This is a genomic window from Mesorhizobium sp. CNPSo 4670 (assembly GCF_057784235.1).
In genome coordinates, this window is the sequence record NZ_JBWJFQ010000005.1 from 270,788 (window position 1) to 295,918 (window position 25,131).

At 62.9% G+C, this 25,131-nt stretch carries 24 protein-coding genes; 8 read left to right on the plus strand and 16 right to left on the minus strand.

From position 1 onward, the window contains the following. Positions 1-169: 169 nt before the first annotated feature. Positions 170-679, plus strand: coding sequence for an arsenate reductase ArsC (locus AC0ZT5_RS12195; protein ID WP_488496628.1), 510 nt, complete (start codon positions 170-172; stop codon positions 677-679). 48 nt (positions 680-727) lie between these two features. On the opposite strand, the gene AC0ZT5_RS12200 is transcribed toward AC0ZT5_RS12195, so the two are convergent. From AC0ZT5_RS12200 to pyc, 3 genes are all read right to left on the minus strand, one after another. Further along, positions 728-1,171 carry a hypothetical protein gene (locus AC0ZT5_RS12200; RefSeq protein ID WP_488496629.1) on the minus strand — a complete coding sequence of 148 codons (444 nt, stop codon included), beginning with the start codon at positions 1,169-1,171 and terminating at the stop codon, positions 728-730. A gap of 50 nt (positions 1,172-1,221) precedes the next feature. Continuing rightward, positions 1,222-1,482 carry a DUF2312 domain-containing protein gene (locus tag AC0ZT5_RS12205; protein WP_027027312.1) on the minus strand — a complete coding sequence of 87 codons (261 nt, stop codon included), beginning with the start codon at positions 1,480-1,482 and terminating at the stop codon, positions 1,222-1,224. 296 nt (positions 1,483-1,778) lie between these two features. Beyond that, entirely contained in the window at positions 1,779-5,237 is a 3,459-nt protein-coding gene (gene pyc, locus AC0ZT5_RS12210; RefSeq protein WP_488496630.1) for a pyruvate carboxylase, read from the minus strand. 94 nt (positions 5,238-5,331) lie between these two features. On the opposite strand from pyc, the gene AC0ZT5_RS12215 reads away from it, so the two are divergent. Then, positions 5,332-5,517, plus strand: a complete 186-nt coding sequence (locus AC0ZT5_RS12215; RefSeq protein ID WP_488496631.1) for a hypothetical protein — start codon at positions 5,332-5,334, stop codon at positions 5,515-5,517. A gap of 18 nt (positions 5,518-5,535) precedes the next feature. Here AC0ZT5_RS12215 and AC0ZT5_RS12220 read toward each other — a convergent pair whose 3' ends face one another. From AC0ZT5_RS12220 to AC0ZT5_RS12250, 7 genes are all read right to left on the minus strand, one after another. Continuing rightward, positions 5,536-6,654 (minus strand): branched-chain amino acid ABC transporter substrate-binding protein, encoded by a 1,119-nt coding sequence (locus AC0ZT5_RS12220; RefSeq protein WP_095084216.1) that lies wholly within the window; start codon positions 6,652-6,654, stop codon positions 5,536-5,538. Positions 6,655-6,791: 137 nt separating this feature from the next. Continuing rightward, positions 6,792-7,139, minus strand: coding sequence for a DUF6867 family protein (locus AC0ZT5_RS12225; protein WP_095084215.1), 348 nt, complete (start codon positions 7,137-7,139; stop codon positions 6,792-6,794). A 112-nt stretch (positions 7,140-7,251) separates the two neighbouring features. Further along, positions 7,252-7,980: an ABC transporter ATP-binding protein gene (locus AC0ZT5_RS12230; RefSeq protein ID WP_184872396.1), complete on the minus strand. Its 729-nt coding sequence runs from the start codon at positions 7,978-7,980 to the stop codon at positions 7,252-7,254. After that, the gene (locus AC0ZT5_RS12235) at positions 7,980-9,581 is read right to left on the minus strand and encodes an ATP-binding cassette domain-containing protein (protein WP_488496632.1); all 1,602 of its coding nucleotides are present in this window, start codon (positions 9,579-9,581) and stop codon (positions 7,980-7,982) included. The genes AC0ZT5_RS12230 and AC0ZT5_RS12235 overlap by 1 nt, the downstream gene beginning before the upstream one ends. Continuing rightward, positions 9,581-11,176, minus strand: coding sequence for a high-affinity branched-chain amino acid ABC transporter permease LivM (livM, locus tag AC0ZT5_RS12240; protein ID WP_488496633.1), 1,596 nt, complete (start codon positions 11,174-11,176; stop codon positions 9,581-9,583). Before livM ends, AC0ZT5_RS12235 begins: the two co-directional genes overlap by 1 nt. Positions 11,177-11,180: 4 nt before the next feature. Further along, positions 11,181-12,083: a branched-chain amino acid ABC transporter permease gene (locus AC0ZT5_RS12245; protein ID WP_095084211.1), complete on the minus strand. Its 903-nt coding sequence runs from the start codon at positions 12,081-12,083 to the stop codon at positions 11,181-11,183. A 446-nt stretch (positions 12,084-12,529) separates the two neighbouring features. Next, positions 12,530-12,916: an ectoine synthase gene (locus AC0ZT5_RS12250; protein ID WP_488496634.1), complete on the minus strand. Its 387-nt coding sequence runs from the start codon at positions 12,914-12,916 to the stop codon at positions 12,530-12,532. 139 nt (positions 12,917-13,055) lie between these two features. Here AC0ZT5_RS12250 and AC0ZT5_RS12255 point away from each other — a divergent pair, with 139 nt between their 5' ends. Beyond that, on the plus strand, positions 13,056-13,949 hold the full coding sequence (locus AC0ZT5_RS12255) for a LysR substrate-binding domain-containing protein (RefSeq protein ID WP_488496635.1): 894 nt from the start codon (positions 13,056-13,058) through the stop codon (positions 13,947-13,949). A 64-nt stretch (positions 13,950-14,013) separates the two neighbouring features. Here AC0ZT5_RS12255 and AC0ZT5_RS12260 read toward each other — a convergent pair whose 3' ends face one another. The 3 genes from AC0ZT5_RS12260 to AC0ZT5_RS12270 are packed head-to-tail and all read right to left on the minus strand — an operon-like array spanning position 14,014 to position 17,321. Next, a complete protein-coding gene (locus tag AC0ZT5_RS12260; RefSeq protein WP_488496636.1) occupies positions 14,014-15,015 on the minus strand; it encodes a 4-hydroxyproline epimerase in 1,002 nt (333 codons plus the stop codon). 32 nt (positions 15,016-15,047) lie between these two features. Further along, positions 15,048-16,367 carry an NAD(P)/FAD-dependent oxidoreductase gene (locus AC0ZT5_RS12265; protein ID WP_488496637.1) on the minus strand — a complete coding sequence of 440 codons (1,320 nt, stop codon included), beginning with the start codon at positions 16,365-16,367 and terminating at the stop codon, positions 15,048-15,050. Positions 16,368-16,427: 60 nt separating this feature from the next. Beyond that, positions 16,428-17,321 carry a dihydrodipicolinate synthase family protein gene (locus tag AC0ZT5_RS12270; protein WP_488496638.1) on the minus strand — a complete coding sequence of 298 codons (894 nt, stop codon included), beginning with the start codon at positions 17,319-17,321 and terminating at the stop codon, positions 16,428-16,430. Positions 17,322-17,432: 111 nt separating this feature from the next. On the opposite strand from AC0ZT5_RS12270, the gene AC0ZT5_RS12275 reads away from it, so the two are divergent. Further along, the gene (locus AC0ZT5_RS12275) at positions 17,433-18,086 is read left to right on the plus strand and encodes a GntR family transcriptional regulator (RefSeq protein ID WP_477285441.1); all 654 of its coding nucleotides are present in this window, start codon (positions 17,433-17,435) and stop codon (positions 18,084-18,086) included. Positions 18,087-18,095: 9 nt separating this feature from the next. On the opposite strand, the gene AC0ZT5_RS12280 is transcribed toward AC0ZT5_RS12275, so the two are convergent. Further along, the gene (locus AC0ZT5_RS12280; RefSeq protein ID WP_488496639.1) at positions 18,096-18,413 is read right to left on the minus strand and encodes a hypothetical protein; all 318 of its coding nucleotides are present in this window, start codon (positions 18,411-18,413) and stop codon (positions 18,096-18,098) included. Positions 18,414-18,643: 230 nt separating this feature from the next. Next, positions 18,644-19,057, minus strand: a complete 414-nt coding sequence (locus tag AC0ZT5_RS12285) for a winged helix-turn-helix transcriptional regulator (RefSeq protein ID WP_488496640.1) — start codon at positions 19,055-19,057, stop codon at positions 18,644-18,646. Positions 19,058-19,141: 84 nt separating this feature from the next. Here AC0ZT5_RS12285 and AC0ZT5_RS12290 point away from each other — a divergent pair, with 84 nt between their 5' ends. Continuing rightward, positions 19,142-19,471, plus strand: coding sequence for a nuclear transport factor 2 family protein (locus AC0ZT5_RS12290; RefSeq protein ID WP_488496641.1), 330 nt, complete (start codon positions 19,142-19,144; stop codon positions 19,469-19,471). 170 nt (positions 19,472-19,641) lie between these two features. Here AC0ZT5_RS12290 and AC0ZT5_RS12295 read toward each other — a convergent pair whose 3' ends face one another. Then, a complete protein-coding gene (locus AC0ZT5_RS12295; protein ID WP_457153499.1) occupies positions 19,642-21,138 on the minus strand; it encodes a CoA-acylating methylmalonate-semialdehyde dehydrogenase in 1,497 nt (498 codons plus the stop codon). A 371-nt stretch (positions 21,139-21,509) separates the two neighbouring features. On the opposite strand from AC0ZT5_RS12295, the gene AC0ZT5_RS12300 reads away from it, so the two are divergent. From AC0ZT5_RS12300 to AC0ZT5_RS12310, 3 genes are all read left to right on the plus strand, one after another. Next, positions 21,510-22,391: a LysR family transcriptional regulator gene (locus AC0ZT5_RS12300; protein WP_488496642.1), complete on the plus strand. Its 882-nt coding sequence runs from the start codon at positions 21,510-21,512 to the stop codon at positions 22,389-22,391. 113 nt (positions 22,392-22,504) lie between these two features. Beyond that, positions 22,505-22,948 (plus strand): phospholipase A2 family protein, encoded by a 444-nt coding sequence (locus tag AC0ZT5_RS12305; protein ID WP_488496643.1) that lies wholly within the window; start codon positions 22,505-22,507, stop codon positions 22,946-22,948. After that, positions 22,945-25,110 (plus strand): phospholipase D-like domain-containing protein, encoded by a 2,166-nt coding sequence (locus AC0ZT5_RS12310; RefSeq protein WP_488496644.1) that lies wholly within the window; start codon positions 22,945-22,947, stop codon positions 25,108-25,110. The genes AC0ZT5_RS12305 and AC0ZT5_RS12310 overlap by 4 nt, the downstream gene beginning before the upstream one ends. Positions 25,111-25,131 lie beyond the last annotated feature (21 nt).

The following is a 25,131-nucleotide window of genomic DNA, read 5'->3' on the forward strand; positions in this document are numbered from 1 at the left end:
CAAACTGTCAACACAAGGCGACGATGGACATCGTGACCTGACCGGATGTCATCACACGGTCGCGAAACCTTTCTACGCCGCTTCTTTTCGATATACTTTTGCCAAGCGGCGACGTCCCGACGGAATTTGCCGCCCCATCATCCAGTCGCCTTGCCAGGGAGGTCTTGAGATGAGCGACAATTTCTACAATGTGCTGTTTCTGTGCAACGCCAATTCGGCGCGATCCATCATGGGGGAAGCCATCCTCAACCGGATCGGCGCCAGCAGGTTCAAAGCCTTTTCCGCCGGCTCGCAACCGAAGGGCACAGTCAATCCCTACGCACTGCAACTGCTCGAAACCCTCAGCTTCGACACGGGCTTCGCCCGCTCGAAAAGCTGGGACGAATTCGCCGCGCCAGACGCGCCGGAAATGAACTTCGTCTTCACCGTCTGCGACAACACTGCGAACGAAGCCTGTCCCATATGGCCCGGCCATCCGATGACGGCACTTTGGGCGATACCGGATCCGGCCAAGGCCCGCGGCACCGACGCCGAGGTGCACCTCGCCTTCGCCGATGCCTTTCGCATGCTCAGCAATCGCATTTCGCTGTTCGTCAATCTGCCGGTGGGTACGCTCGACCATATGACGCTGCAGCACCATCTGGACGAGATCGGCCGCGATACGGCGACGGCGAACTGATCGCAAAACCCTCGTCTCGCTCATCGGTCGGCAGACGCGAGCTCACGCTCAGGCTTCGTCCGCCAGAACCTCGGTGACCGCGCGCTCGATGCGCGAGGCCTCCGTCACCAGCCAGTCGGCCATGGCCGGCCAGTTGTCCTCGGCAAAGCAATTCACCCGCCACATCGAATTGATGCCGAGGCCCTGGCAACTCTGTTCCGGCCTGAGCTTCAACTTGCCTTCGATCGCCGGTTGGAACGGCTTCAACCGCGACCACGCTCCCGTGGCGCCGAACTTCTCGTTGCGCCCAAAGAAGACGCCGACATGGTTCTGCGCCGGCGCGACATACATGGAAAGGACCAATGCGAAGTCGGGCAGCCCGCGCTGCCAGAACCAGGGTCCGCGCCTCGCCAGCAGGGCCTTTTCCTCCGGATGCCGTTCCTCGAACAGCGTCCAGAAACCGCGCTGGCGGAATTCAGAGGCGCGGCGGGCGCCGAAGTCGAATTCGCTCATGGTTCGAACCGTATCTCCGGCAACCGCATGGGGCGCCGAGCCGGTTAGTCTTACACCATGCCGAGCGCGGCCTTGTACAGGTCGAGGATGGTTTCCTCCTCCTGCCGCTCTGCCTGGTCCTTCTTGCGCAGCCGGATGATCGTGCGCATCGCCTTGGTGTCGAAGCCGGTGCCCTTGGCCTCGGCGAACACTTCCTTGATGTCGTCGGAAATGGTCTTCTTCTCTTCCTCGAGCCGCTCTATGCGTTCGATGAAGGCACGCAGCTGGCCGGCGGCAACAGTCTGGCTGGTCTCGGTGATATCGTCGGCCATGTTTTCTCCACATCGTTTCTGCGCCGCGACTCGGGGGACTACGGCGGCAAATTTGAGCCGGTTCGATGCCCGACCGGCGGCGGCGGGTCAAGCTGTTATCGGTGCGGTTTGTCATGACGTTCGATAGGGCGTGACAATCCGGCCTCAATCCGGATCCGAGACCTTTTCAGAACTCGCACCGGAGAGTCAGATGGCGTGGCTTTCGAGAACCGGCGCGCAGCGGACATTCAGGCGCGAACACCGGAAGCTCAGAACATCGCGTCAGGTGACCGGCGGAGTAGAATTCTCGAAAGGCCTCAGTTAAAGGCGATCAGCAGATCCTTGGCATCGATCTGGTCGCCGGCCTTGACCAGAACCTCGGCGACCGTGCCGTCGCGCTCGGCATGCAGCGCCGTCTCCATCTTCATCGCCTCGATGGAAAGCAGCACGTCGCCGGCCTTCACGGCCTGGCCAGCAGCAACCGAAAGCGCCGAGACGACGCCAGGCATCGGTGCGCCGACATGCGCCTCGTTGCCCGGCTCGGCCTTGCGGCGAGCCTTGGCGGCGGACGCGCCATGCGCCCTGTCGGGCACCTTTACGCGGCGTGGCTGGCCGTTGAGTTCGAAGAACACGGTGACCATGCCCTTGTCGTCGACATCGCCGATGGCCAGACAGCGCACCACCAGCGTCTTGCCCTTCTCGATGTCGACGAAGATCTCGTCCTCGGGCTTCATGCCGTAGAAATAGGTCGGCGTCGGCAGGACGCTGACCGGGCCGTAGGTCTCCTGCGCGCCGGCGAAGTCGGAAAACACCTTCGGATACATCAGCCAGGAGGCGAATTCGAACTCCGAGAGCTTGCGCTCGAGCTTCTCCTCGATCTCCTTGCGGCTGGCCTTGAGATCGGCCGGCTTGAGCAGCGAGCCCGGCCGCACCGTGATCGGCTTGTCGCCCTTCAGGGCCTTCTTCTGCAGCGCTGCCGGCCAACCGCCGGGCGACTGGCCGAGATCGCCGCGCAGCATCGAGACGACCGAATCCGGAAAGGCGATATCCCTGGCTGGATTTTCGACATCGGCGACGGTCAGGTCCTGGCTGACCATCATCAATGCCATGTCGCCGACGACCTTGGACGACGGCGTCACCTTGACGATGTCGCCGAACATCAGGTTGACGTCGTGATAGGTCTGCGCCACCTCGTGCCAGCGTGTCTCAAGCCCGAGAGAACGCGCCTGTTCCTTGAGATTGGTGAACTGTCCGCCCGGCATTTCATGCAGGTAGACTTCCGAGGCCGGTCCCTTGAGATCGCTTTCGAAGGCGGCGTACTGGTTGCGCACCGCCTCCCAGTAGAACGAGATCTTGCGGATCCATTGCGGGTCGAGGCCCGGGTCGCGCTCGATGCCCTTCAGCGCCTCGACGATCGAGCCAAGGCAAGGCTGCGATGTGTTGCCTGAGAAGGCATCCATCGCCGCGTCGATGGCGTCGACGCCGCTCTCCACCGCAGCCAGCACCGTCGCCGCCGACAGGCCCGACGTGTCGTGGGTGTGGAAATGGATCGGCAGGTCGGTCGCCTCGCGCAGCGCCTTGAACAGCACGCGTGCGGCGGAAGGCTTCAACAGGCCAGCCATGTCCTTGACGGCGATGATGTGGGCGCCGGCCGCCTGTAATTCGCCGGCCAGGCCGACGTAGTATTTGAGATCGTATTTGGCTCGCGCCGGGTCGAGTATGTCGCCGGTGTAGCACATCGCCGCTTCGATCAGCTTGCCTTCGGCGCCGACCGCGTCCATGGCGACGCGCATGTTCTCGACCCAGTTCAGGCAGTCGAACACCCGGAAAAGGTCGATGCCGCCGCTGGCCGCCTGCTTGACGAAATGCTGCACGACATTGTCGGGGTAATTGGTGTAGCCGACGCCGTTGGCGCCGCGCAGCAGCATCTGCAGCAACAGATTGGGCGCTGCCTCGCGCACCAGCGACAGCCGCTCCCATGGATCCTCGGTGAGGAAGCGCATGGCGACGTCGAAGGTGGCGCCGCCCCAGCATTCGAGCGACAGAAGCTGCGGCAAGGCGCGTGCATAGGTGCCGGCGATGCCGGCGATGTCATGCGTGCGCACACGGGTGGCGAGCAGCGACTGATGGCCGTCGCGCATCGTCGTGTCGGTGACCAGCACCTCCTTTTGCGCGCGCATCCAGGCGGCGAATTTCTCCGGTCCGAGCACGTCCAGCTTCTGCTTGCTGCCGCCCGGCACATTGCCGTTGAGGTAGGGCACGATGGGTGCGGCCGCGTCGGCCTTCGGCTGTGGCCGGCCCCGCGCCTCGGGATGGCCGTTGACCGACACGTCGGCAAGATAGTTGATGAGCTTGGTGGCGCGGTCCTGGCGCTTCACCTGCTGGAACAGCTCCGGCGTCGTGTCGATGAACTTGGTCGTGTAGGAATTGTCGGCGAAGCTCGGGTGGTTGATGATCGCTTCGAGGAAGGTCAGGTTGGTGGCGACGCCACGGATGCGGAACTCGCGCAAGGCCCGGTTCATGCGGGCGATGGTCTCGGCCGGCGTCGGCGCCCAGGCCGTCACCTTCTCCAGCAGCGGGTCGTAGAAGCGGGTGATGACCGCGCCGGAATAGGCGGTGCCGCCGTCGAGGCGGATGCCGAAACCGGTGGCGCCACGATAGGCGGTAATGCGGCCATAGTCGGGAATGAAATTGTGCTCGGGATCTTCTGTGGTGATGCGGCACTGCAAGGCATGGCCGTTCAGCCGGATGTCCTTCTGCGCCGGCACGCCCGATTCCGGCGTGCCGATGGCGAAGCCGTCGAGGATGTGGATCTGCGCCTTGACGATGTCGATGCCGGTCACCTGCTCGGTGACGGTGTGCTCGACCTGGATGCGCGGATTGACCTCGATGAAATAGAACTTGGCGGTATCGGCATCCTGCAGGAACTCGACCGTACCGGCACCGATATAGCTGGTCTCGCGCGCGATCTTCAGCGCATAACCGCAAAGCTCCTCGCGCTGCGACATTTCGAGATATGGCGCCGGCGCCCGCTCGACGACCTTCTGGTTCCGGCGCTGGATCGAGCAGTCGCGCTCGAACAGATGCACGGCATTGCCATGCGTGTCGCCCAGCACCTGCACCTCGACATGGCGGGCGCGCTCGATCAGCTTTTCGAGATAGACCTCGTCCTTGCCGAAGGCGGCTTTCGCCTCGCGCTTGCCTTCCATGACCTCGCGGGCAAGATCGGCCTCGGAGCGGATGGCGCGCATGCCGCGCCCGCCGCCGCCCCACGATGCCTTCAGCATGACTGGATAGCCAATCTCCTTGGCCAGTTTCTTGACCGCCTCAATGTCGTCCGGCAACGGATCGGTGGCGGGGATCACCGGCACGCCGACCTCGATCGCCAGATTGCGCGCGGCAACCTTGTTGCCGAGCCGGCGCATAGTGTCCGGCTTAGGGCCGATGAAGGTGATGCCGGCGACCGCGCAGGCTTCAGCGAATTCTGGGCTTTCCGACAAAAGCCCGTAGCCGGGATGGATGGCATCGGCGCCCGAAAGCCTGGCGACGCGGATCACCTCCTCGATCGACAGGTAGCTTTCGATCGGTCCCATGTCGCGGGTCAGGTGCGGTCCGCGCCCGACCTGGTAGCTCTCGTCGGCCTTGAAGCGATGCAGCGAGTACTTGTCCTCCTCGGCCCAGATCGCCACGGTTTTGAGACCAAGTTCGTTGGCTGCGCGAAAGACGCGAATGGCGATTTCGGATCGGTTGGCGACGAGGATCTTCGTAATGGCCAAGGACGAACTCCGGACAGCGTCGGGGAGGAAACTGGCGTCATGATTAGCGCGAAAATGCTGCAGTGCAAACAAAATTGACGCTGAATTAAATCGATTGAAACGGAATCTTTGCGCCAAAGTCGGTCGCATTCGGTCGAACGCGCAAGAAAGCCCCGGCGCGGCCATTCAAGGCCTGATCTTTTTCCGGCTAAAGGCCGGCTTTATCGGCTTGCCGGATCGTCCGGAAGGGAGCGAGGCTCAAAAGAAAAATGCCCGACGCGAAGCGCCGGGCATTCCGTAGAGATCGAGGCCGACAGGCTTACATCTTCTGGATGTAGGTGTACTTGCCGTCGTCGCCCTTCTTCCATTCGTACATGACGTAGCCGGGCAGCGTCGGGTCGCCCTTGGCGTCATAGGACAGGTCGCCGAGCACGGTCTTGAACGGGCCATTCGCATGCAGCGCCTTGGCAACTTCCTGCGGGTCGTTCGACTTGGCCGCTGCTGCTGCTTCCGAAAGCGCCTGCACGGCAGCGTATGCGTAGAGCGTGTAGGCTTCCGGCTCGAAGCCCTGCGCACGGAACTTCTCGACGAGTTCCTTGTTCGCGGGGATCAGGCGCGGATCCGGGCCGAAGGTGTTGAGCGTGCCCGCAACCGCGTCGCCCGCGATCGAAGCCAGCTCGTTAGACACGATGCCGTCACCGGAAACCAGCGTCGCCTTGAGGCCCTGGTCGGCCGCCTGGCGGATGATCAGGCCGGCTTCGGTGTGCAGGCCGCCCCAATAGATGATGGAGACACCGGCTTCCTTCATCTTGGCGATCAGCGCCGAGAAGTCCTTGTCGCCGACATTGATGCCTTCATACATGACTTCCGTCACGCCCTTGGCGTTCATCGCCTTCTTGGTTTCGTCGGCAAGGCCCTGACCGTAGGTGGTCTTGTCGTGCACAACGGCGATCTTGGCGTCCTTGAAGTTTGCGGCGAGATAAGCGCCGGCAATGCTACCCTGCTGGTCATCGCGTCCGCAGGTGCGGAACACGTTCCACAGGCCGCGCTCGGTGAACTGCGGGTTGGTGGCAGCCGGGGTAATCTCGACGATGTTGTTTTCCGCATAGACTTCGGATGCCGGGATCGAGACGCCCGAGTTGAAGTGGCCGACCACGAACTTGACGCCGTCGCCGACGAACTTGTTGGCGACCGAGATGCCCTGCTTCGGATCGGAGACGTCGTCGCCAACCTCGAGCTTGATCTGCTCGCCGTTGATGCCGCCCTTGGCATTGATGTCGGCAACAGCCGCTTCCGCACCCTTCTGAAGCTGTGCGCCGAAGGCTGCGTTCGGACCGGTGATCGGACCGGCAACGCCGATCAGTACATCAGCCCACGCGCTGCCGCCGAACGCGACGAGCGCGGTCAGGGCGACGGCGGACAAAAGTGATTTTTTCATTTAAACGCTCCCATTTACGGAGTGGGCGTGGATGAAGCTTTCATGCGATGCCCACCCTTATCGCAGAAAGCATAGTTTGCCGATTTTCAGGCACTTGTCACGCCGATTCATCCCCGAAGCGGCGTTAATGATGAACCTCAGCCTTTCGGCTTCCAGCTCAAGATTGAAGCTCTTTCGTAGAGCCAATTATACTGCGTCACCATCTGGTTTGTTCGTGTGTATTGATAGCCGACGAAGCCAAGGATCATCAGCACGATGGTGTCGACGATATAGTAGTGCAGCGAGAACATCGTGCCGCCGAACAGCGCGTGATGGATGAAGCGGATGCCTATGCCAAGGCCTAGCATATAGACGAACAGATGGATGAAGCTGCGCCATGTCTGGGCGCTTGCCTTTCCCGTCATCCAGGCCGCCCAGCCGCCGAGCAGGCAGGTGACGAAGAAGAACTGCCAGATCGACGGCTCCTCGTAAAGAATGCCCTGCATGGTGAAGTCTCCCTAGCATGATCCCGAAAAGTTGCAGACTTTTCGGACAAGGATCATGCGACAAACAAACAACTTGGAGCGGAATATCGGATGCACACGTTCCGCTCCAAACTTAGTGGTGTCCGCCTTCGAGATAGGCGGCGCGCACTTCCGGATTGGCGAGCAGTTCCTTGCCGGTGCCGCTCATCGTCACATTGCCGTTGACCATGACGTAGCCGCGCGTGGCGAGCTTGAGCGCGCCGAAGGCATTCTGCTCGACCAGGAACACGGTCAGCCCCTGGGTGCGGTTCAGTTCGCGGATGGCGTCGAAGATCTGCTTGACGATCAGCGGCGCCAGACCCAGCGACGGTTCGTCGAGCAACAACAGCTTCGGCCGCGCCATCAGCGCACGTCCGATCGACAGCATCTGCTGCTCGCCGCCCGACAGCGTGCCGCCGCGCTGGGCGATACGCTCCTTGAGTCGCGGGAACAGCGTGAACACCTTCTCGACGTCCTCGTCATAGTGCTTGAGGTTGTCGAGGCTGGCGCCCATCTGCAGGTTTTCCATCACCGTCATGCGCGGGAAGATGCGACGGCCTTCGGGCGATTGGGCGATGCGCATGCGCGCGATCTCATGCGTCGGCATCTGGGTGATGTCGGTGCCGGCAAAGGTGATGGTGCCAGCCCGCGCACGAGGCGCGCCGAAGATGGTCATCATCAGCGTCGACTTGCCGGCGCCGTTGGCGCCGATCAGCGCCACGATCTCACCCTGGTTGACGGTGACATCGACACCGTTCAGCGCCCGGATATTGCCGTAGTAGGTCTGCACGCCCTTGATATCGAGCAGCGTTGTCCCGGCCATCACTTGCCCCCTCCGCGCTTGCCCGCCACAGGCTTGGCAGCGGCAGTCTTGCCGGAAGCCGCACTTGCGGCTTTCCCGGAAGCCGCACTTGCGGTCTTCCCAGCAGAATGGCTGGTCGCCACCTTGCCCGCGTCGACGCGGCGCGAGAATTCCGTGTCCTTGCCCTGGCCGAGCAGCTTGGCCTGCTTGACCCATTCCTCACGCGCGATGCGCCCGTCGAAGGCAAGATAGGCCTCGGCAGCCTCGACGTCGGCCTTCTTCCAGGCGCCGATCTGGTCGAAATGGAAGATGCCGTGCTCGTTGAGTTTCTTCTCGTTGACCGTGCCGATGCCCTTGATGCGGGTCAGATTGTCGGCCTTGCCGCCGCGCGGTGCTGCCAGCCGGTTGGAGATTTCCCCAGCCTTCGCCGCCGGAGCCTTCGCCGCTGGAGCCTTGGCTGCCGGCTTTGCCGGCGCGGTCGACTTCACTGCCGTTCCAGTTGCCGCCTTTGACGCCTCTTTCGGAGCAGGCTTAGCCTTTGCCACTGGAGCGGGCTTCGCCGCCGGTACGGTAGCCAGCGAGGCCGCTTTGTTTGCCGCTGCGAGCGATCTTGCGTCGACCTGCGCCGACTTGGAGGCGCCCTTCGACACGGTGACCCGCTCGCCCTCGCTATGGCCGACCGTGTCGGACACCGGCCCGGCGAGATACGACGACGATGTCCCCGGACCGTGCGCGGCATCAGGCCCCGTATCGAGCTGTTCGATGACGTCTTCGTCGCCGACTTCCGTGAGGACCGCCTCGACTTCCTCGTCGTCGACACCGAGATAGGCGGCGATGACGCGCGGATCGGTACGCACCGATTGCGGACTGCCGTCCGAGATCTTGCGGCCATATTCCAGCACCACGACGTGGTCCGATATCTGCATGACCACCGACATGTCGTGCTCGATCAACAGGATCGAGGTGCCTGATGTGTTCTTGATGTCGATCAGCAGTTCGTTGAGCGACGCCGATTCCTTGGGATTGAGGCCGGCCGCCGGCTCGTCCAGGCACAGAAGCTCCGGACCCGTGCACATGGCGCGGGCGATCTCGAGGCGCCGCTGGGCACCGTATGGCAGGTCGCCGGCCGGATCGTCGGCACGGTCGACGAGATCGGCCTTCTCCAGCCAGTGCCTGGCCAGTTCGACCGATTCGGCCGAGGCCTTGCGATAGCCGCTGAAGCCGAACAGGCCAAGCACCGTATAGCCCGAGGCCTTCATCAGCTTGTTGTGCTGGGCAACCAAAAGGTTCTCCAGCAGCGTCATGCCCGAGAACAGACGGATGTTCTGGAAGGTGCGCGCCACCTTGGCGCGCGCCGGGATCTCGTGGTTGGGCAGACGTTCGAGCAAATAGCTCGAGCCATCGATGCGGTTGAGCGTGATCATGCCCTCCGACGGCTTGTAGAAGCCGGTGATGCAGTTGAACACGGTGGTCTTGCCGGCACCGTTGGGTCCGATCAGCGCGGTGATCTCGCCACGCTTGGCGGTGAAGGACAGGTCGCCGATGGCGACCAGGCCACCGAACTTCATCGACAGGTGCTCGACCTGCAGGATGGCCTCGTTCATGGGTGTGCTCGCATTCATCAGCCGTGGCCCTCCTTGGTGAAGGAACTGGAGACAGCCCTTCGCTCCTTGAGGAAGGCGGTCGGCTCGCGACTGCCGACGAAGCCGCGCGGCTTCCACAGCATGACGATGACCATGGCCATGCCGAAAAGAAGCATGCGGTAGAGTTCGGGGGTGAAGTCCGGCCCGAAGATCTGCTTGAGGAAGTCGAGTTCGCGCAGCGCCTCGGTGCCGCCGATCATCACCATTGCGGCAACCGCTATGCCGACCAGCGAGCCCATGCCGCCGAGCACGACGATGGCCAGGATGATCGCCGATTCCAGGAAAACGAAGGATTCTGGGCTGACGAAGCCTTGCCGCGCGGCGAAGAACGAGCCGGCGAAGCCGCCGAACATGGCGCCAGTGGCAAAGGCCGTAAGCTTGGTCGTCGTCGTGTTGATGCCCAGGGATCGGCAGGCGATCTCGTCCTCGCGCAGCGCTTCCCACGCACGGCCAACCGGTAGGCGGCGCAGCCTGATGGTGACGAAGGCGGTGAGCAGGCACAGGCCCAGGATCAGATAGTAAAGGAAGATCTTATAGTAGGCACCTGACTGAGCGATGTGCAGCACCTTGGCTATATAGTTTGAGTCCGACACGTTGAACGACATCAGGCCGAAGAAGCTGACCTTGGGAATGCCGGAAATGCCGGCCGACCCGTTGGTGACCTCGCGCCAGTTGATCAGCACCAGGCGGATGATCTCGCCGAAGGCCAGCGTCACGATAGCCAGATAGTCGCCACGCAGGCGCAGCACAGGGAAGCCGAGCAGCACGCCCCAGAGGGCGGCCATGGCGCCAGCGGCTGGCAGCAGGATCCAGAACGACAGGCCGTATTCGGTGGCGAGCAGCGCATACGCATAGGCGCCAAGTGCATAAAAGGCGACGTAGCCGAGGTCGAGCAGGCCGGCGAGGCCAACAACAATGTTCAGGCCCCAGGCCAGCATCACATAGATCAGGATCTGGATGCCGAAATTGTCGACCCATTTCAGCGAGCCCTGCAGCCCTCCGACAATCGACCAGGCGTTCAGCGACAAAACCGTGACCACGAGGATGGGGTACAGCACAAGCGCGGCAATGCCGAGCTTGGTGAAGTTGGCGTGGATGAAGGCCCTGAAATAGTAGATCACGCTGGCCAGCACATAGATGATCGCCAGGGCGCGCAGGAATTGCAGATAGCCGGCCGGTTCTGCTCCGACCCATCCGGCGAGCGAGTTGTTAAAAACGAACAGCAACACCGCCGCGATGGCGGCCGCGATGAACCACGGCATCTGGAAGAAGCGCGACGCCACGCTGCCCGGCAACAGGCCAGTGGCGACGTCGGCGATCTTCTGGTTGGCCATGAAGGGCTGGCCATAGGCGACATAGAGGAAGCGTCCGACAGCCGTGGCGACCACCACGCCGGCAAGCAAGCCCCAGCGCGTGGTGACGACCAGTTCATTGGAGATGTTCTGGCCGGTCTTCAGGCCAATGAACAGCACGAACAGGCCGAGCGAAATGGCGCCGGCATAGAAGCCTTCCTTAAGGCCGCGTTGGACAGGGCTGGCGACGACGTCGCTTTCCGGAGATACGGTAACCGCCATGATCTCAGACCTTTTCGACTTCTGGCCGGCCCAGAATGCCGGAAGGCAGGAAGATCAGCACGATCGCCAGGATCGAGAACGCTGCGACGTCCTTGTAGTCGATCGAGAAATACGCCGACCACATGCTTTCGATGAAGCCGATCATCAGCCCGCCGAGCACCGCGCCCGGCAGCGAACCGATGCCGCCCAGCACCGCCGCCGTGAACGCTTTGACACCCGGCGTGAAGCCGTCCGAGAAGGCTATGACGCCGTAATACATCAGGAACAAGGTGCCGGCGACGGCGGCGAGCGCCGCACCCATGATGAAGGTGATCGAGATCGTGCGGTCGACGTCGATGCCGAGCAGTGCGGCCATCTTGCGGTCCTGCTCGCACGCTCTTTGCGCTCGACCCAGCGATGTCCTGTTGACCAGGTACCAGAACAGCGCCAGGAGCGCCGCCGTGACGAGAACGATGATAATCTGCTTCAGCGACACGCTGATGCCGTTGATGTTGTAGACCTGGCTGACCATCGGCGGGATCGGCTTGTTGCGCGGCCCTTGCGTCACCTGGACGAAGTTCGACAGCGCGATCGACATGCCGATCGCGGTGATCAGCGGCGCCAGCCGGAACGAACCGCGCAGCGGCCGGTAGGCCACCTTCTCGATCGTCCAGTTGTAGAGGCTGGTGAGCAGCATCGCCACGATCATCATGACCAGCAGCGCGATGACGACGGGCACCGAATAGAACAGTGCACCGAGGACGAGGAAGACGATCAGCGCCGTGAAGGCGCCCACCATGAAGATGTCGCCATGGGCGAAGTTGATCATGCCGATGATGCCGTAGACCATCGTGTAGCCGATCGCGATCAGCCCATAGATCGATCCCAGCGTCAGCCCGTTGATAAGCTGCTGGACAAAGTACTGCATGTGTACGTGGCTCCCCTGGAATGTCGCCCATGCAGACGCATTCCTTTTCGTATTTCCCCTAGTCGTAAAGTTTCGAGCCCGGATTGCAACGTCATTTTTCAACCGTCATGCGTGTTTTGCCGGCACGCCGTTCGATTGCCCGTTTTTCCCATCCGGCCCCTTGGACTATCGCGGACCCTACCATTGGCATAACGCAATGTCTTTGACGATTCGACCGCATCATGCGCCCCATTTCGAAGAAATCACCGTCAAAACTAGGTGATGAGAAGAATCGTTGCGTTCCTGAGACGATCCGTTTTTCGTTCCTTTGCTTTCCCCTGGGTCAGGATTCCCCTTAGCTGACCACAAAACCCTGCGCGAACGAATCGTGGTCGTCGATGAAGCTGGTGTTCATCGGGTCATCGGCGACCGGCCGCCGATCGAGCCAACGATGGGCGCGTCGGGACTCAGTAGGCGGATCCGCCATTCTCGGTCAGGACATGCCGCTCGGTGCCATCAAGGGGAGGATTGAAGACGCTGACCAGGATCATGTCGCCGGCGGCATCCGCACGCAGATAATGATCGTCATGTTCATCGAGCACATAGATCGTGCCTGGCTCGATACGGTGCACTCCACCGGACATGTCTTCGACCTCCCCGGCGCCGGCGATGCAGTAGCAGGCCTCGAAATGCCGCCGATAGTGGAGGCGCGATTCGCTGCCTGCACGCACAACGGTATGGCAGACTGTGAACCCCATGCCGTCCTTTTGTGTCAGCAGGCGGTGGCTGGTGCCATTGCCCCAGTCTACGAAGAAGTCAGATTTTTCTACATCAGCCAATTGTCTGGTGAACATGGTCGTTTTCCCTGCATATCGTCAAAAGCTCGGAATCTTCGTTGCTGAGCTTGCTCCGAAGTCCGATTGCAGAAATGCCACAAGACATGCGCGCCTTCAAATGATTGCTTCTCACCCGATATGTTAGTAAATTTTACATATGGACTACATCCCGCTGAACGCCGTCCGTGCTTTCGAGGCCGCTGCGCGCCATCTCAGCTTCTCCGCTGCCGGCGAAGAGCTGCGCGTCACTCACCCAGCCATCAGTCACCAGATAAAGCGGCTGGAGGAGTGGTTGGGCGTGCCGCTCTTCCACCGGGATGCGCGCAAGGTACGGCTGACGGATGCCGGGGTTATCCTGCAGGCCTCGGCGAGCGGGGCACTTGCCGAACTCGGCGCCACATGCCGGCGTATCAGGCGCAATGCGGCCGTTGCGACCGTATCCGTAGGCTGCATCCCTTCCATTGCCAGCCGTTGGCTTGTACCCCGCCTGCCGGACTTCACCGCCAGCCATCCCGACATCGGTATGCGGGTGGCTTATGCCCGGGCCGAGGAAAGGCTCGGCGATGGTGAGAACGACGTGCTGATCACGCTTGGGGCTGATCCCACTCCCGGCGTCACCAGCCTCAAGCTGTTTTCACGCCTGAACCGGCCGGTGTGCAGCCCCTATTACTTCGCCGGCAGGGACCATCTGCGAACAGCCGCGGGAATAGCGGGCGCGGACCTGCTGCATGACGAGAACCGCCACGGCTGGCGCGAGTGGTTCTCCGAGGCCGGGCTGCTCAATGTCGACGTCGGCAACGGACCCGTCTTCGCCGACTTCAACATTCTGGCAACGGCGGTTATCGCCGGCCACGGCGTGGCGCTTTGTCCCGTCGACGTTTTTCGGGACGAGCTGAAGCGGGGCGATCTGATTGTTTTGTCACCGATCGCAACCAACCGCGACAAGGGCTATTTCCTGACGATGTCGGTGGACGCCTCGCCCGCCGCGTTTACCTTCGCGGACTGGTTTCGCCGGGAGGTTTCGGTCGATGCCGAGCCGGATCGGCTTTAGGTCCTAGCACTGTCGTTCGCCCAAACCGGGACCCCTTTTGAGCGACATGCAAGGCCTGTCGATATCACTTGACGACGAAGCCATGCGCGAACGGATCTCGGTCGTCGATAAAGATCGTGTTCAAGCCGGTCATCCGCGCCCAGCCGCCGATCGAGGGAATGATGGCCGGTTTGCCCGCCACGATGACGTCCTGTTCGACCTTGCCCTTGAACAGCGAACCGATGATCGATTCATGGACGAAGCTGTCGCCGGCCTTGAGTTTGCCCTTGGCATGAAGCTGCGCCATGCGCGCCGAGGTGCCGGTGCCGCACGGTGAGCGGTCGATCGCCTTGTCGCCGTAGAAGACGGCATTGCGGGCGTCCGCGCCCTCCACGGTCGGCTTGCCGGTCCACAGCATGTGCGACAGCCGGTTGATGCCCGGGTTCTCCGGATGCACGAAGGAATATTTTTCATTGAGCCGCTGCCGCACCACCGGGCTCCAGGCGATGAAGTCGCCGGCCGAATAATCGGCCATGTCGCGATAGTTCTTCTGCGGTTCGACGATGGCGTAGAAATTGCCGCCATAAGCGACATCGACGGTGATTTCGCCGAGCTGCGGACACTCGACCGTCAAACCTTCGGCATGGAGGAAGGACGGCACGTTGGTGATGCGCACCTCCTCGATATAGTCGCCGACCTGTTTGTACTCGGCGATGACCAGGCCGGCCGGCGTGTCGAGCCTCAGCACGCCAGGCGTCTTCGGCTTGATCAGCCCGTGCTCGATCGCCATCGTCACCGTGCCGATGGTGCCATGGCCGCACATCGGCAGGCAGCCCGAGGTTTCGATGAACAGGATGGCGATATCGCAATCCTCGCGCGTCGGCGGATAGAGGATCGAGCCGGACATCACGTCATGCCCGCGCGGCTCGAACATCAGCCCGGTGCGGATCCAGTCATATTCGGCGAGGAAGTGCGCGCGCCGCTCCATCATCGTCGCCCCCTGCAGCAGCGGGCCGCCGCCGGCGACCAGCCGCACCGGATTGCCGCAGGTGTGGCCGTCTATGCAGAAGAAGGATTTCTTGGCCATGATGCTCCTCGAAAAAATCAAAACCCGAAAAATCAGAATCGTTGTGGACTGAAGGGGCCCAGATCGATCGGCGGAGTCTGCCCCAGGACGAGATCGCGGATCAACCGTCCGGTGGCTGCCGCCTGGGTCAGGCCGAGATGGCCGTGGCCGAAGGCATAGACCACCGGCCGGCCTCCCGACACACGACCTATGACGGGCACCGAATCCGGCAGCGAGGGACGGAACCCCATCCATTCGCGCCCGCCGGCCGGATCGAGCCCAGGCAGGAATTTCTGCGCCTTCTGCAGAAGCGCCTTCGATCGCGCATAGTTGGGCGGCCTCTCGATGCCGCCGAGTTCGACCGCGCCGCCGACGCGCAAGCCCGTTTCGAGCGGCGTGATGACGAAGCCGTGGCCGGAGAAAATCAGCTGCCGCTTCACGTCGAAGGCAGCCTTCGGCAGCGTCGTGTTATAGCCGCGCTCGGTCTCCAGCGGAATGCGATCGCCGAATTGCCTTGCCAGCAGATGCGACCAGGCGCCGGCGGCAATGATGAGATGCCTGGCTTGCCTGGTCGTGCCGTCGGCCAGCGTCAATGTCGCGCCATCCTGATCCGCCCCGACGCGCTCGATCCGGGCCATTTCAAAGCGCGCACCCTTGGACTGCGCGTAAGCCCATACCGCCTTGCCGAGCAATTTTGGATCGGCGACCGTCTTCCATCCCGGCACGAACGTGCCCTTGACGAAGCGCGGCGAGAGCCCAGGCTGCAGGGCTGCAAGTTCATTGCCCTCGACATGGCGAAAACCAATGTCGAAGCGCTCCCGCGCGGCCCAGCCGGACAGCGAGGCGCGGAACTCGGCCTCGCTTTCGTAGAGTTCGAGCGAGCCGTCCTCGCGCAGCATGCCACGCGTGCCGGAGCGATCGAGCAGGCCCATCCATTCGGCTTCGGCAAGCTTCATCATGCCCGCCTGGGCGGCGAGGCTCGTTTCATATTTTGCCGGCGCGCCGGCACGCCAGAAGCGGATCAGCCAGGGCAGAAGCTTCGGCAGATAGGCGGGTGGAATGCTGAGCGGACCGAGCGGGTCGGCCAGCCATTTCGGCAGCTGCCGGATCATGCCCTTGTGCGCCATCGGCAGCACGTCGGAAAAGGCAAAGGCGGCGGCGTTGCCGGAACTCGTTTCCTCGCAAATGCCGGTGCGATCGAAGACGGTGACCTTGCGCCCCGCCTCGGCAAGACAGGCGGCGGTGCAGATGCCGATGATGCCGCCACCGATGATGGCTATGTCTTCCCCTTCTCCCTGTTCAAGGGGAGAAAGGGGCCGAAGGGCGGATGAGGGGCGGCGCCCCTCCTCTGTCGACTTGGAATTTGCTTGCACGTAAGCGCTGCCCTCATCCGGCTGCCGGCATCTTCTCCTCTTGAAGGAGAGAAGAAAGTCTCAGAACTGCGGCAGTGTCGGCCGTACCGCCAGCGCGTCCTTGACGATCTTTTCGACTGCCTTGCGGCGTTCACCCGACAGCGGCTGGCGCGGCATGCGCACGCGGTCATTGGTTTGAATGGCGAACACTTCCGCAAGCTTGATGTTCTGCACCAGATAGGTCGAGACGTCGAGATCGAGCAACGGCCGGAACCAGCGGTAGATGGCGAGCGCCTCTTCGCGGCGGCCCTGCTTCATCAGCTGGTAGATGGCGACAGTCTCGCGCGGAAACGCGGTGACCAGTCCGGCGACCCAGCCGATGGCGCCGACCGACAGCGCCTCGAAAGCGAGATTGTCGACGCCGGTGAACAGGTCGTAGCGAGTGCCCAAGCGATTGATGATCTCGGTCGAGCGGCGGATGTCGTCGGAGGATTCCTTGATGGCGACGAAGCGCTTGTCCGATGCCAGCTCCTCCATCTGGTCGACGGTGACGTCGACGCGGTAGGCGAGCCGGTTGGAGTAGATCATGACCGGCAGGTCGCCAGCCTCCGCGACAGCGCGCAGCGCCGCGACCGTTTCCTCCGCGTTGGTGTGATAGATCGGGCTCGGCACCACCATCAGTCCGTTGGCGCCTTCCTTGGCGGCGCGGCGCGCAATGCTGGCTGCCTCGCGGGTGCCGGCCTCGTTGACCGTCAGCAGCACCGGCTTCTTGCCAGCGACCTTCTGAGCGGTCTTCAGCACCTCGATCTTCTCGTCAGGCGACAGCATCGGCCCTTCGCCGAGCGATCCGCAGACGATGATGCCGTCGCAGCCGGCCTCCATCTGCAGGCCAAAGCAACGCTCCATCTCGGCATGGTCGAGGCGGTCGTCGGCAGTGAATTTGGTCGTGACGGCGGGGAAAACTCCGGTCCACATGGTCATGTCTCCATCTGATATATCAGTGGTATATCTGTTAGAAAATCGCCTGTCAATGCGGAATCTCTTATGATATATCCTGGATATATCAGGAGGCCGCCTTTGATATCCATGGACTCAAGCATTGCATTCGAGCCGGCGGCGGCCAAGGCCTACCGCGTGCTCGAGCACATGATCGTCACGCTCGAACTGGCACCCGCGAGCTTCGTCACCGAGGGCGCCTTGATCGAAAGGCTGGCGCTTGGCCGCACGCCGGTGCGCGAGGCAATCCAGCGGCTGGCCTGGGAAGGTCTGCTCGACGTGCGGCCGCGCGCCGGCATCGCGATCGCTCCACTGCATCCCGGCGACTGGCTGCGCGTGCTCGATGCGCGCCGCGGCGTCGAGGTGGTGCTGGCCCGGTCGGCCGCCCGCTTCGTCACCCGCGAAGCCGCCGACATGTTTCACGAAGCAGCCCTGGCCATGCAGAAGGCGGTGATCTCCGGCAACGTGCTTGCCTTCATCCAGGCCGACAAGGCGCTCGATGAAGCGCTGGCGCTGGCCGCGGACAATCCCTTCGCCGCCCGCCTGGCCGCCCCTCTGCAGACCCACAGCCGCCGCTTCTGGTTCCGCTACAAGGCCGACACCGGGCTTGCCGAATCGGCCGAGCATCATGTCGCGCTGATCCGCTCGATCCTCGACGGCGACGAGGAGGCCGCGGCCAAGGATGCCAAGCGGCTGATAACCCTGCTGCGCGGCCACGCCGAGGTGGCCGCTACCCGTCGCTGATCGGGCGGTTCAGATCCCTTGCGCCGTCGCGGTGACGGGGACGGTATTCTCCCATCCATCACCAGTCGCGAAGATGCAGCTTCGGCCCTGCACGTCGGTCACCAGCATGGTCCATGTCCCACTTGCCGAGACATAGATCTCGACAATGGCAGCTTGCCCGACCACACCGTAGCCGATCTGCTTTTGCTGGAAGGCCTGCGCCAGTCCCGCGACAAGGTCGCTGTGGCCGCCGCAGATGAATTGCGCCTGTGCCGACAGCGTCGACAGCGCCAGCGCGTTGCCGATCACGGCCATCCTGATCCATCGAAACGAAAATTTGTGTGCCATTTGGCACCTCCTTCGCCTTCACGATCCGGCAAAGGGAGGCACATGGGCAGCCTCGTTATGCCGGAGCGTTCCAGGCCGGGTCCGACGTCTTCATCACGTCACTCCTTCTGGTTTCCGGTCTGTCGTCAGGGAATTCTTATCGCATTCCCTGGATTCGATATGGTGAGGTCCGGATCCGAAAGCAAGCAGCATCCCAGCCCTGGCGGCGCGCGGCATGGCTTCGATCCGCGTCAGGTTTCCGCGGCGTCGCGAAGCGCCGCCCATTTCAGCAGAGCGTCGAGAGCCGGACATAGCGCCTGCCCCCAGTCGGTCAGGCGGTACTCGACTTTCGGCGGCACCTGATGATGCACGATGCGGCGCACGATCCCGTCGGCTTCCATCTGCCTCAGTTGTTGAATCAGCATCTTCTGCGAGATCGCCGGGATCGCCCGTTCGAGATCGGAAAAGCGCAGCACCTTGCCGCCGAACAGGTGAAACAGGATCACCAGCTTCCAGCGGCCTTCTAGAATGCGCAGCACATTTTCCACGCCGCTCGCTGCCGACACCGGCGTCAGCGGCTCAACCTTGCTTTCGGGTCCAGCCTTACTTTCGGGCTCTGCCGTACTTTCGGGTAAGTACCTTACTTTTTCGTCAGTTCTTGTCATTTTTTCAGCATATCTCATTTTAGGAGCCGGACAAGGCCGCGGACCTTCGCGTCTACGGCAGGATCTGAAACCGGAGACGAAACCATGACCGCAAAACTTCCGCAGCCGCTGACAGACTATTTTGCCGCCAAGAACAGGCACGACATCGACGCGATGCTCGTGCCCTTCTCTTCGGACGCCACGGTCAGGGACGAAGGTGAAACCCATCGGGGTTCGGCCGCCATCCGCGACTGGATGGAAGCAACGACAAGAAAATACCGGGTGACGGTCGAGGTCGCCGACGCGACGGTCAAAGGCGACGCGTGGCGGATCGCCGGCATCGTGTCGGGCAACTTCCCCGGCAGCCCGGCAACGCTGCATTACAATTTCACACTGCATGACGGCCGGATCGCAAGGCTGGAGATCGGCGCATGACCATTCTGCGGAGCCTCAGAAACGAAGAAGGCGGGATAAACCCGCCTTCTCCATAGTCCAAAGTTTTCCGGTCTCAGTTCATCGTCGGGATGACGAACTCGGCGCCGTCCTTGATGCCTGCCCGCGCGCCCGCAGCCGAAGGCGAGGACGCGCAAGCAGGAACCGTCCGGCTAGTTCATCGTCGGGATGACGAACTCGGCGCCGTCCTTGATGCCGGACGGCCAGCGCGAGGTGACCGTCTTGGTCTTGGTGTAGAAGCGGAACGCGTCCGGGCCATGCTGGTTGAGGTCGCCGAAGGAGGACGCCTTCCAGCCGCCGAAGGTGTAATAGGCGATCGGCACCGGGATCGGCACGTTGACACCGACCATGCCGACCTGGACCCGCGAGGCGAAGTCGCGCGCCGCGTCACCGTCACGGGTGAAGATGGCGACGCCATTGCCCATTTCGTGGTCGTTGGCGAGCTTGATCGCGCTCTCATAGGTCGGCGCCCGCACTACCGAGAGCACTGGCCCAAAGATCTCTTCCTTGTAGATGCGCATGTCCGCGGTGACATTGTCGAACAGGCAGCCGCCCATGTAGTAGCCATCCTCGTAGCCCTGCATCGAGAAGCCGCGGCCGTCGACGACCAGCTTGGCGCCTTCCTTGACGCCGGTGTCGACGTAGCCCTTGACGCGCTCCAGCGCCTGCGCCGTCACCAGCGGGCCGAAATCGGCCGAAGAGTCGGTCGAAGGTCCGACCTTCAGGCTTTCGACACGCGGAACGAGCTTTTCCATCAGCCGGTTGGCGGTGTCGTTGCCGACCGGGACAGCCACCGAGATCGCCATACAGCGCTCGCCGGCCGAGCCGTAGCCCGCGCCGATCAGCGCGTCGACGGTCTGGTCCATGTCGGCATCGGGCATGATGATCATGTGGTTTTTGGCGCCACCGAAGCACTGCACGCGCTTGCCGGCGGCGGTGCCGCGCGAATAGATGTAGTGGGCGATCGGCGTCGAGCCGACAAAGCCGATGGCCTTGATGTCGGGATCATCGAGGATGGCATCGACCACATCCTTGTCGCCGTTGACGACATTGAGGATGCCTGCCGGCAGGCCGGCTTCGATGAACAGTTCGGCGATGCGCATCGGCACGCCCGGGTCGCGCTCCGACGGCTTCAGGATGAAGGCGTTGCCGCAGGCGATGGCCGGCGCAATCTTCCACAGTGGGATCATCGCCGGGAAGTTGAAAGGCGTGATGCCGGCGACGACGCCGAGCGGCTGGCGCATCGAATAGACGTCGATGCCGGGGCCGGCGCCGTCGGTGAATTCGCCCTTCATCATATGCGGTGCGCCGATGCAGACCTCGACCACTTCGAGGCCGCGCTGGATGTCGCCCTTGGCGTCGGCGATGGTCTTGCCGTGCTCGCGCGCCAGGATATCGGCCAGTTCGTCATAGTCGCGGGCGACGAGTTCGAGGAACTTCATCAGCACGCGCACGCGGCGCTGCGGGTTGGTTGCCGCCCATTTTGGCTGTGCTGCCTTGGCATTCTCGACCGCCGCGCGCAGTTCCGCCTGCGAAGCCAGCGCCACCGTGCCACGCACGGAACCGTCCATCGGCTGCATGACATCCTGCTTGCGGCCGCTGGTCCCGGCGACATGCTTGCCGCCGATGAAATGACCGTAGTCGATCATGATTTCTCTCCCTGGGTTTGTGATGGCGCATTGTCCGCCTTTGCCCGGCGGATGGCAACGCGAGCCAGAACGCAACCGTTGTGCATGAAATAGACAACGGAGGCCGACTGTGCATTAATTGCCGCAAATATCCGGTACTTCGATCGTTCCAAGGATTGAAAGATTGCATTCCTTCCCACCCCCCTCTGTCCTACCGGACATCTCCCCCGCAAGGGGGGAGATCGGATGTTGCTTTCGTCTTCGGAAACCTTCGACGCCGCAAAGATGCCGCCGGCGGAGCTGCCACTCTCCCTCCTTGCAAGGGAGATGTCCGGCAGGACAGAGGGGGGTGGGCGGGAACGCGGCGTTCACGATTAGATCGGACCATCCCGATGAACTGGGATGACGTCCGCATCTTCCTTGCCGTGGCGCGGGCCGGCCAGATACTCGGCGCCGCCAGGCGGCTGGAGCTCAACCATGCCACCGTCTCGCGCCGCATCGCCGCACTCGAGGATGCGCTGCGGACAAAGCTGTTTCGCCGGCTGACCACCGGCAGCGAACTGACGCCGGCCGGCGAGCGTTTTCTCGACATTGCCGAGCGCATGGAAGGCGACATTATCGCTGCGCGTTCGACCGTCGCCGGCGAGGGCGACGACGTCTCCGGCACGGTGCGCATCGGCGCGCCGGACGGGTTTGGCGTCGCCTTCCTGGCCAAGCGTCTCGGCGCACTGACGGGCCTACACCGCGAACTGACGATCCAGCTTGTGCCGGTGCCGCGCTCCTTCTCGCTATCGCGACGCGAGGCGGACATCGCCATCACCGTCGAGCGGCCGACGGAAGGGCGGCTGGTGGCAGGAAAGCTGGTCGACTATTCGCTCGGCCTGTTTGCCTCGCGCGCCTATGCCGAGGCGCATGGCTTGCCCAACACAGCCGCCGAGCTTGGACAGCACACGCTCATCGGCTATGTGCCGGACCTGATCGTCAGCCCCTCGCTCGACTACGCGGCAGAATTCAGCCCGGATTGGCGCACCAGCTTCGCCATCTCATCGGCACTCGGCCAGGCCGAAGCGGTGCGCTCAGGCGCCGGCATCGGCATCCTGCACACCTTCGTCGCCCGCTCGATGCCGGAACTGCTATCCGTCGACGTGGTCGCACCAATCCGCCGCGCCTATTGGCTGGTCTATCACGAGTCGGTCCGGCCGCTGCGCCGCGTCCAGATCGTCGCCAGCTTCATCACCAAGTCGGTGGAGCGGGAGAGAAGCCTGTTCGTTTAGACACGCCGCCTTTTCCTTGCCACAAAACCGGCCAGTGTGGCATCAGGCGCGCAGTCGCCGCCACGGGCAGACCGCCTGGTGGGAAATCTCTCAGAAAGCTGGCGCGGATAGACATGCGAGCCGTTCTTGCCATCTTGCCGCTGCTCTTCCTTTCCGCATGCGCCAACCCATGGACCAAAGTGCCGGAGGCCGACCTGCCCAAGCCGATCCGCTACGCCATGGCCCGCCCTTCGCCTTTCGTCTTCGGCAATTATTGCGGCCCCGGCACCCGCACCGGCGATCTGTCGGCGCGGCCGGTCGATCGCCTCGACGCAGCCTGCCGGATCCATGATGCCTGCTACATCGCCCGCCACAATCATTGCGATTGCGATGGGGCCCTTGTCGCCTCGGCGAAAACGATACGCGACGACAAGACAGCACCCCGCAAGATGCGCGGCGAGGCGGAGCTGCTGATCGCCACTTTCGCCATCCCCGTCTGCAAGGTGTTCCCGCAGGGCTTCATGCCGCCGCGCGACCCGGCACAACTGAGCGTCCTGAAGGCCGGGGCGACCGGGTGAACTGCCGCGCAGCCATTATCGTGGCCCTGTCCGGGCTGACGCTCGTTGTCCTTGCCGGCTGTGCCGGCTCGCCTGGCCGCAACGCGTGTGACCTGCTGCAGGGCCAAGAGGCCTGCGCTCGCCCCTCGCTATCGGCCAGCACGCCCGGGCCGCAGGTCGCCGCCGCTCAATTTTTGGGCGACGCCGGCAAAAGCGACTATGAAAAGCGGTTCCTGGCACTGCTCGCCGACCACCAGCTCGGCGCCATGGACCGGGCCAACGGCACCGGCCCTTTCGGCCACGACCGCCATGAAATCCGCAACAGCGATTTCCAGGCGACCTACCGGACCCTGCAGCATCTGGCCGAACCGGTTGCCGAAACGCATCTGCCGGCGGCCGGCGGTGGCAGCGGCGACGGTCATTTCGACGGACGCTGGCGGATGTCGCGCCAGACGCTTTACATCGACGCCGCGGCACGGCCTTCGGCGCCAAAGACATTCGATTTTTCCGGCCTGCAGGCGCGCAGCGTCGAAATCGTGCTGCGCCAGGCAGGCAAACAACCGGCCGAGATCGACGGCTCATGCGATGGCGCGTTGGCACTGCGCGACGGCGCCGGTTCGCGAACCATTGCCGCGGGCATGGCATTCCGCTTTCGCCTGTCTGGCGAGGACGACACGGTCAGCCTGTTCCCAAGTGACAGCCTGAACCACTGCACTGCAAGAATTCGCTCAAGCCTTGTGCCGGCCGGCACGCCGCTCACCATCCGGCGCGAGGAAACCGCCGACCCGGCGCTCGCCGCCTTCGACAGCCGCTACCAGCGTTGCCCGACGCCCGATCCCGCCGGCCTCGACACGCTCAGCCGCGCCTTCTACGCCAGCCGCTGGCTGTCGCAGACCTGTGCCTTGCCGCTCGGTGAGCCGCGCCTGCTGCGCAAGTCGCGCGAAGGCTTCAACGCCAAGGTCGAGGCGCTGATGGGAGCGCCGCTGCCCGACAGCGCCATCGACAGGGGCGATCCGGAACTGCCGCTCGATTTCTCGAAGGCGCCAAGGCTGAAGCTGATCTATCTGTCGTCGCTCGAGTTCAAGGCGGATTTTTCCGGCCGCATCATCGAACGGCTGATCCGCCACCATGCCGAGCTCGGCACCAAGGTGCGCATCCTGGTCACCGACGTGCTGGAGCGCGACAAGGACGATGCGCTGCTGCACCGGCTGGCGGCTGAATTCCCCAATGTCGAGCTGCAGGAATACCGCTGGCGGGCCGATCGGGGCGCGCCGATCGACGAGCAGATCTCACAATTGCACAAGACCCACCACATCAAGATGCTGGCAACGCTGGCTGAGGATCCCGGGCGCTCGCGCGTCATCATCGGCGGCCGCAACATCCATGACGGCTTCCTATTCCACCAGCCGATCGATCTGTCGCGCTATCCGGATCTGCAGCAATATGGCAGGACCGACGGCTTTTCGCTGAACTACTATTCGAACTGGAGCGACTTCGACATCGAGTTCACCGACCGGACCACGGTCGAGACACTCGCGGCGCATCTCTCGACAGTGTGGCTGCGCGACGCCGACACCAACATCGCTCGGCCCTTCTCCATTCCGGTCCGGTCCGATGGCCGCCGCCCGTCAGGCACGGCGCGGCACTTCATCTCCGTGCCCTACGCAGATGGCCATGCACTGGAGGATTATTTCGTCGAGCTGATCGACGCCGCCCAGCAACGTATCCAGATCGTCAATCCCTACCTCAATTTGACGCCGAAGCTTAGCCACGCGTTCGATCGGGCGCTCGCTCGCGGCGTCAGGATCGACATTGTCGGCCGTATCGATCTCAAGGGCGATATTGGCGGCAGGTTCCTCACCGCGCTCAACAAGCTGTTCGTCGAGAAATATGGCGACCGCATCGACATTCGCGAGTTCAAGGCGCCCGATGTCGTGCTGCACTCCAAGATCATGATGATCGATGAAAGGCTGGTCGCCATCTCCTCGGTCAATCTCAACAACCGCAGCTTCTTTCATGATTCGGAGAACGGCATGATGGTGCTGGACCCGGCCTTCTACACCAGGATGAAGGCGATCTATGACGACTATCTCGCCCACTCCAACCCGGTTCCCACCAACGTAACGATCCCGTGGGCCTATCGGCTGCTGTTCGACGAAGACTGGGTCAGGCAGGCGTTTTGACGAATTTGGGCGACGTCGCCG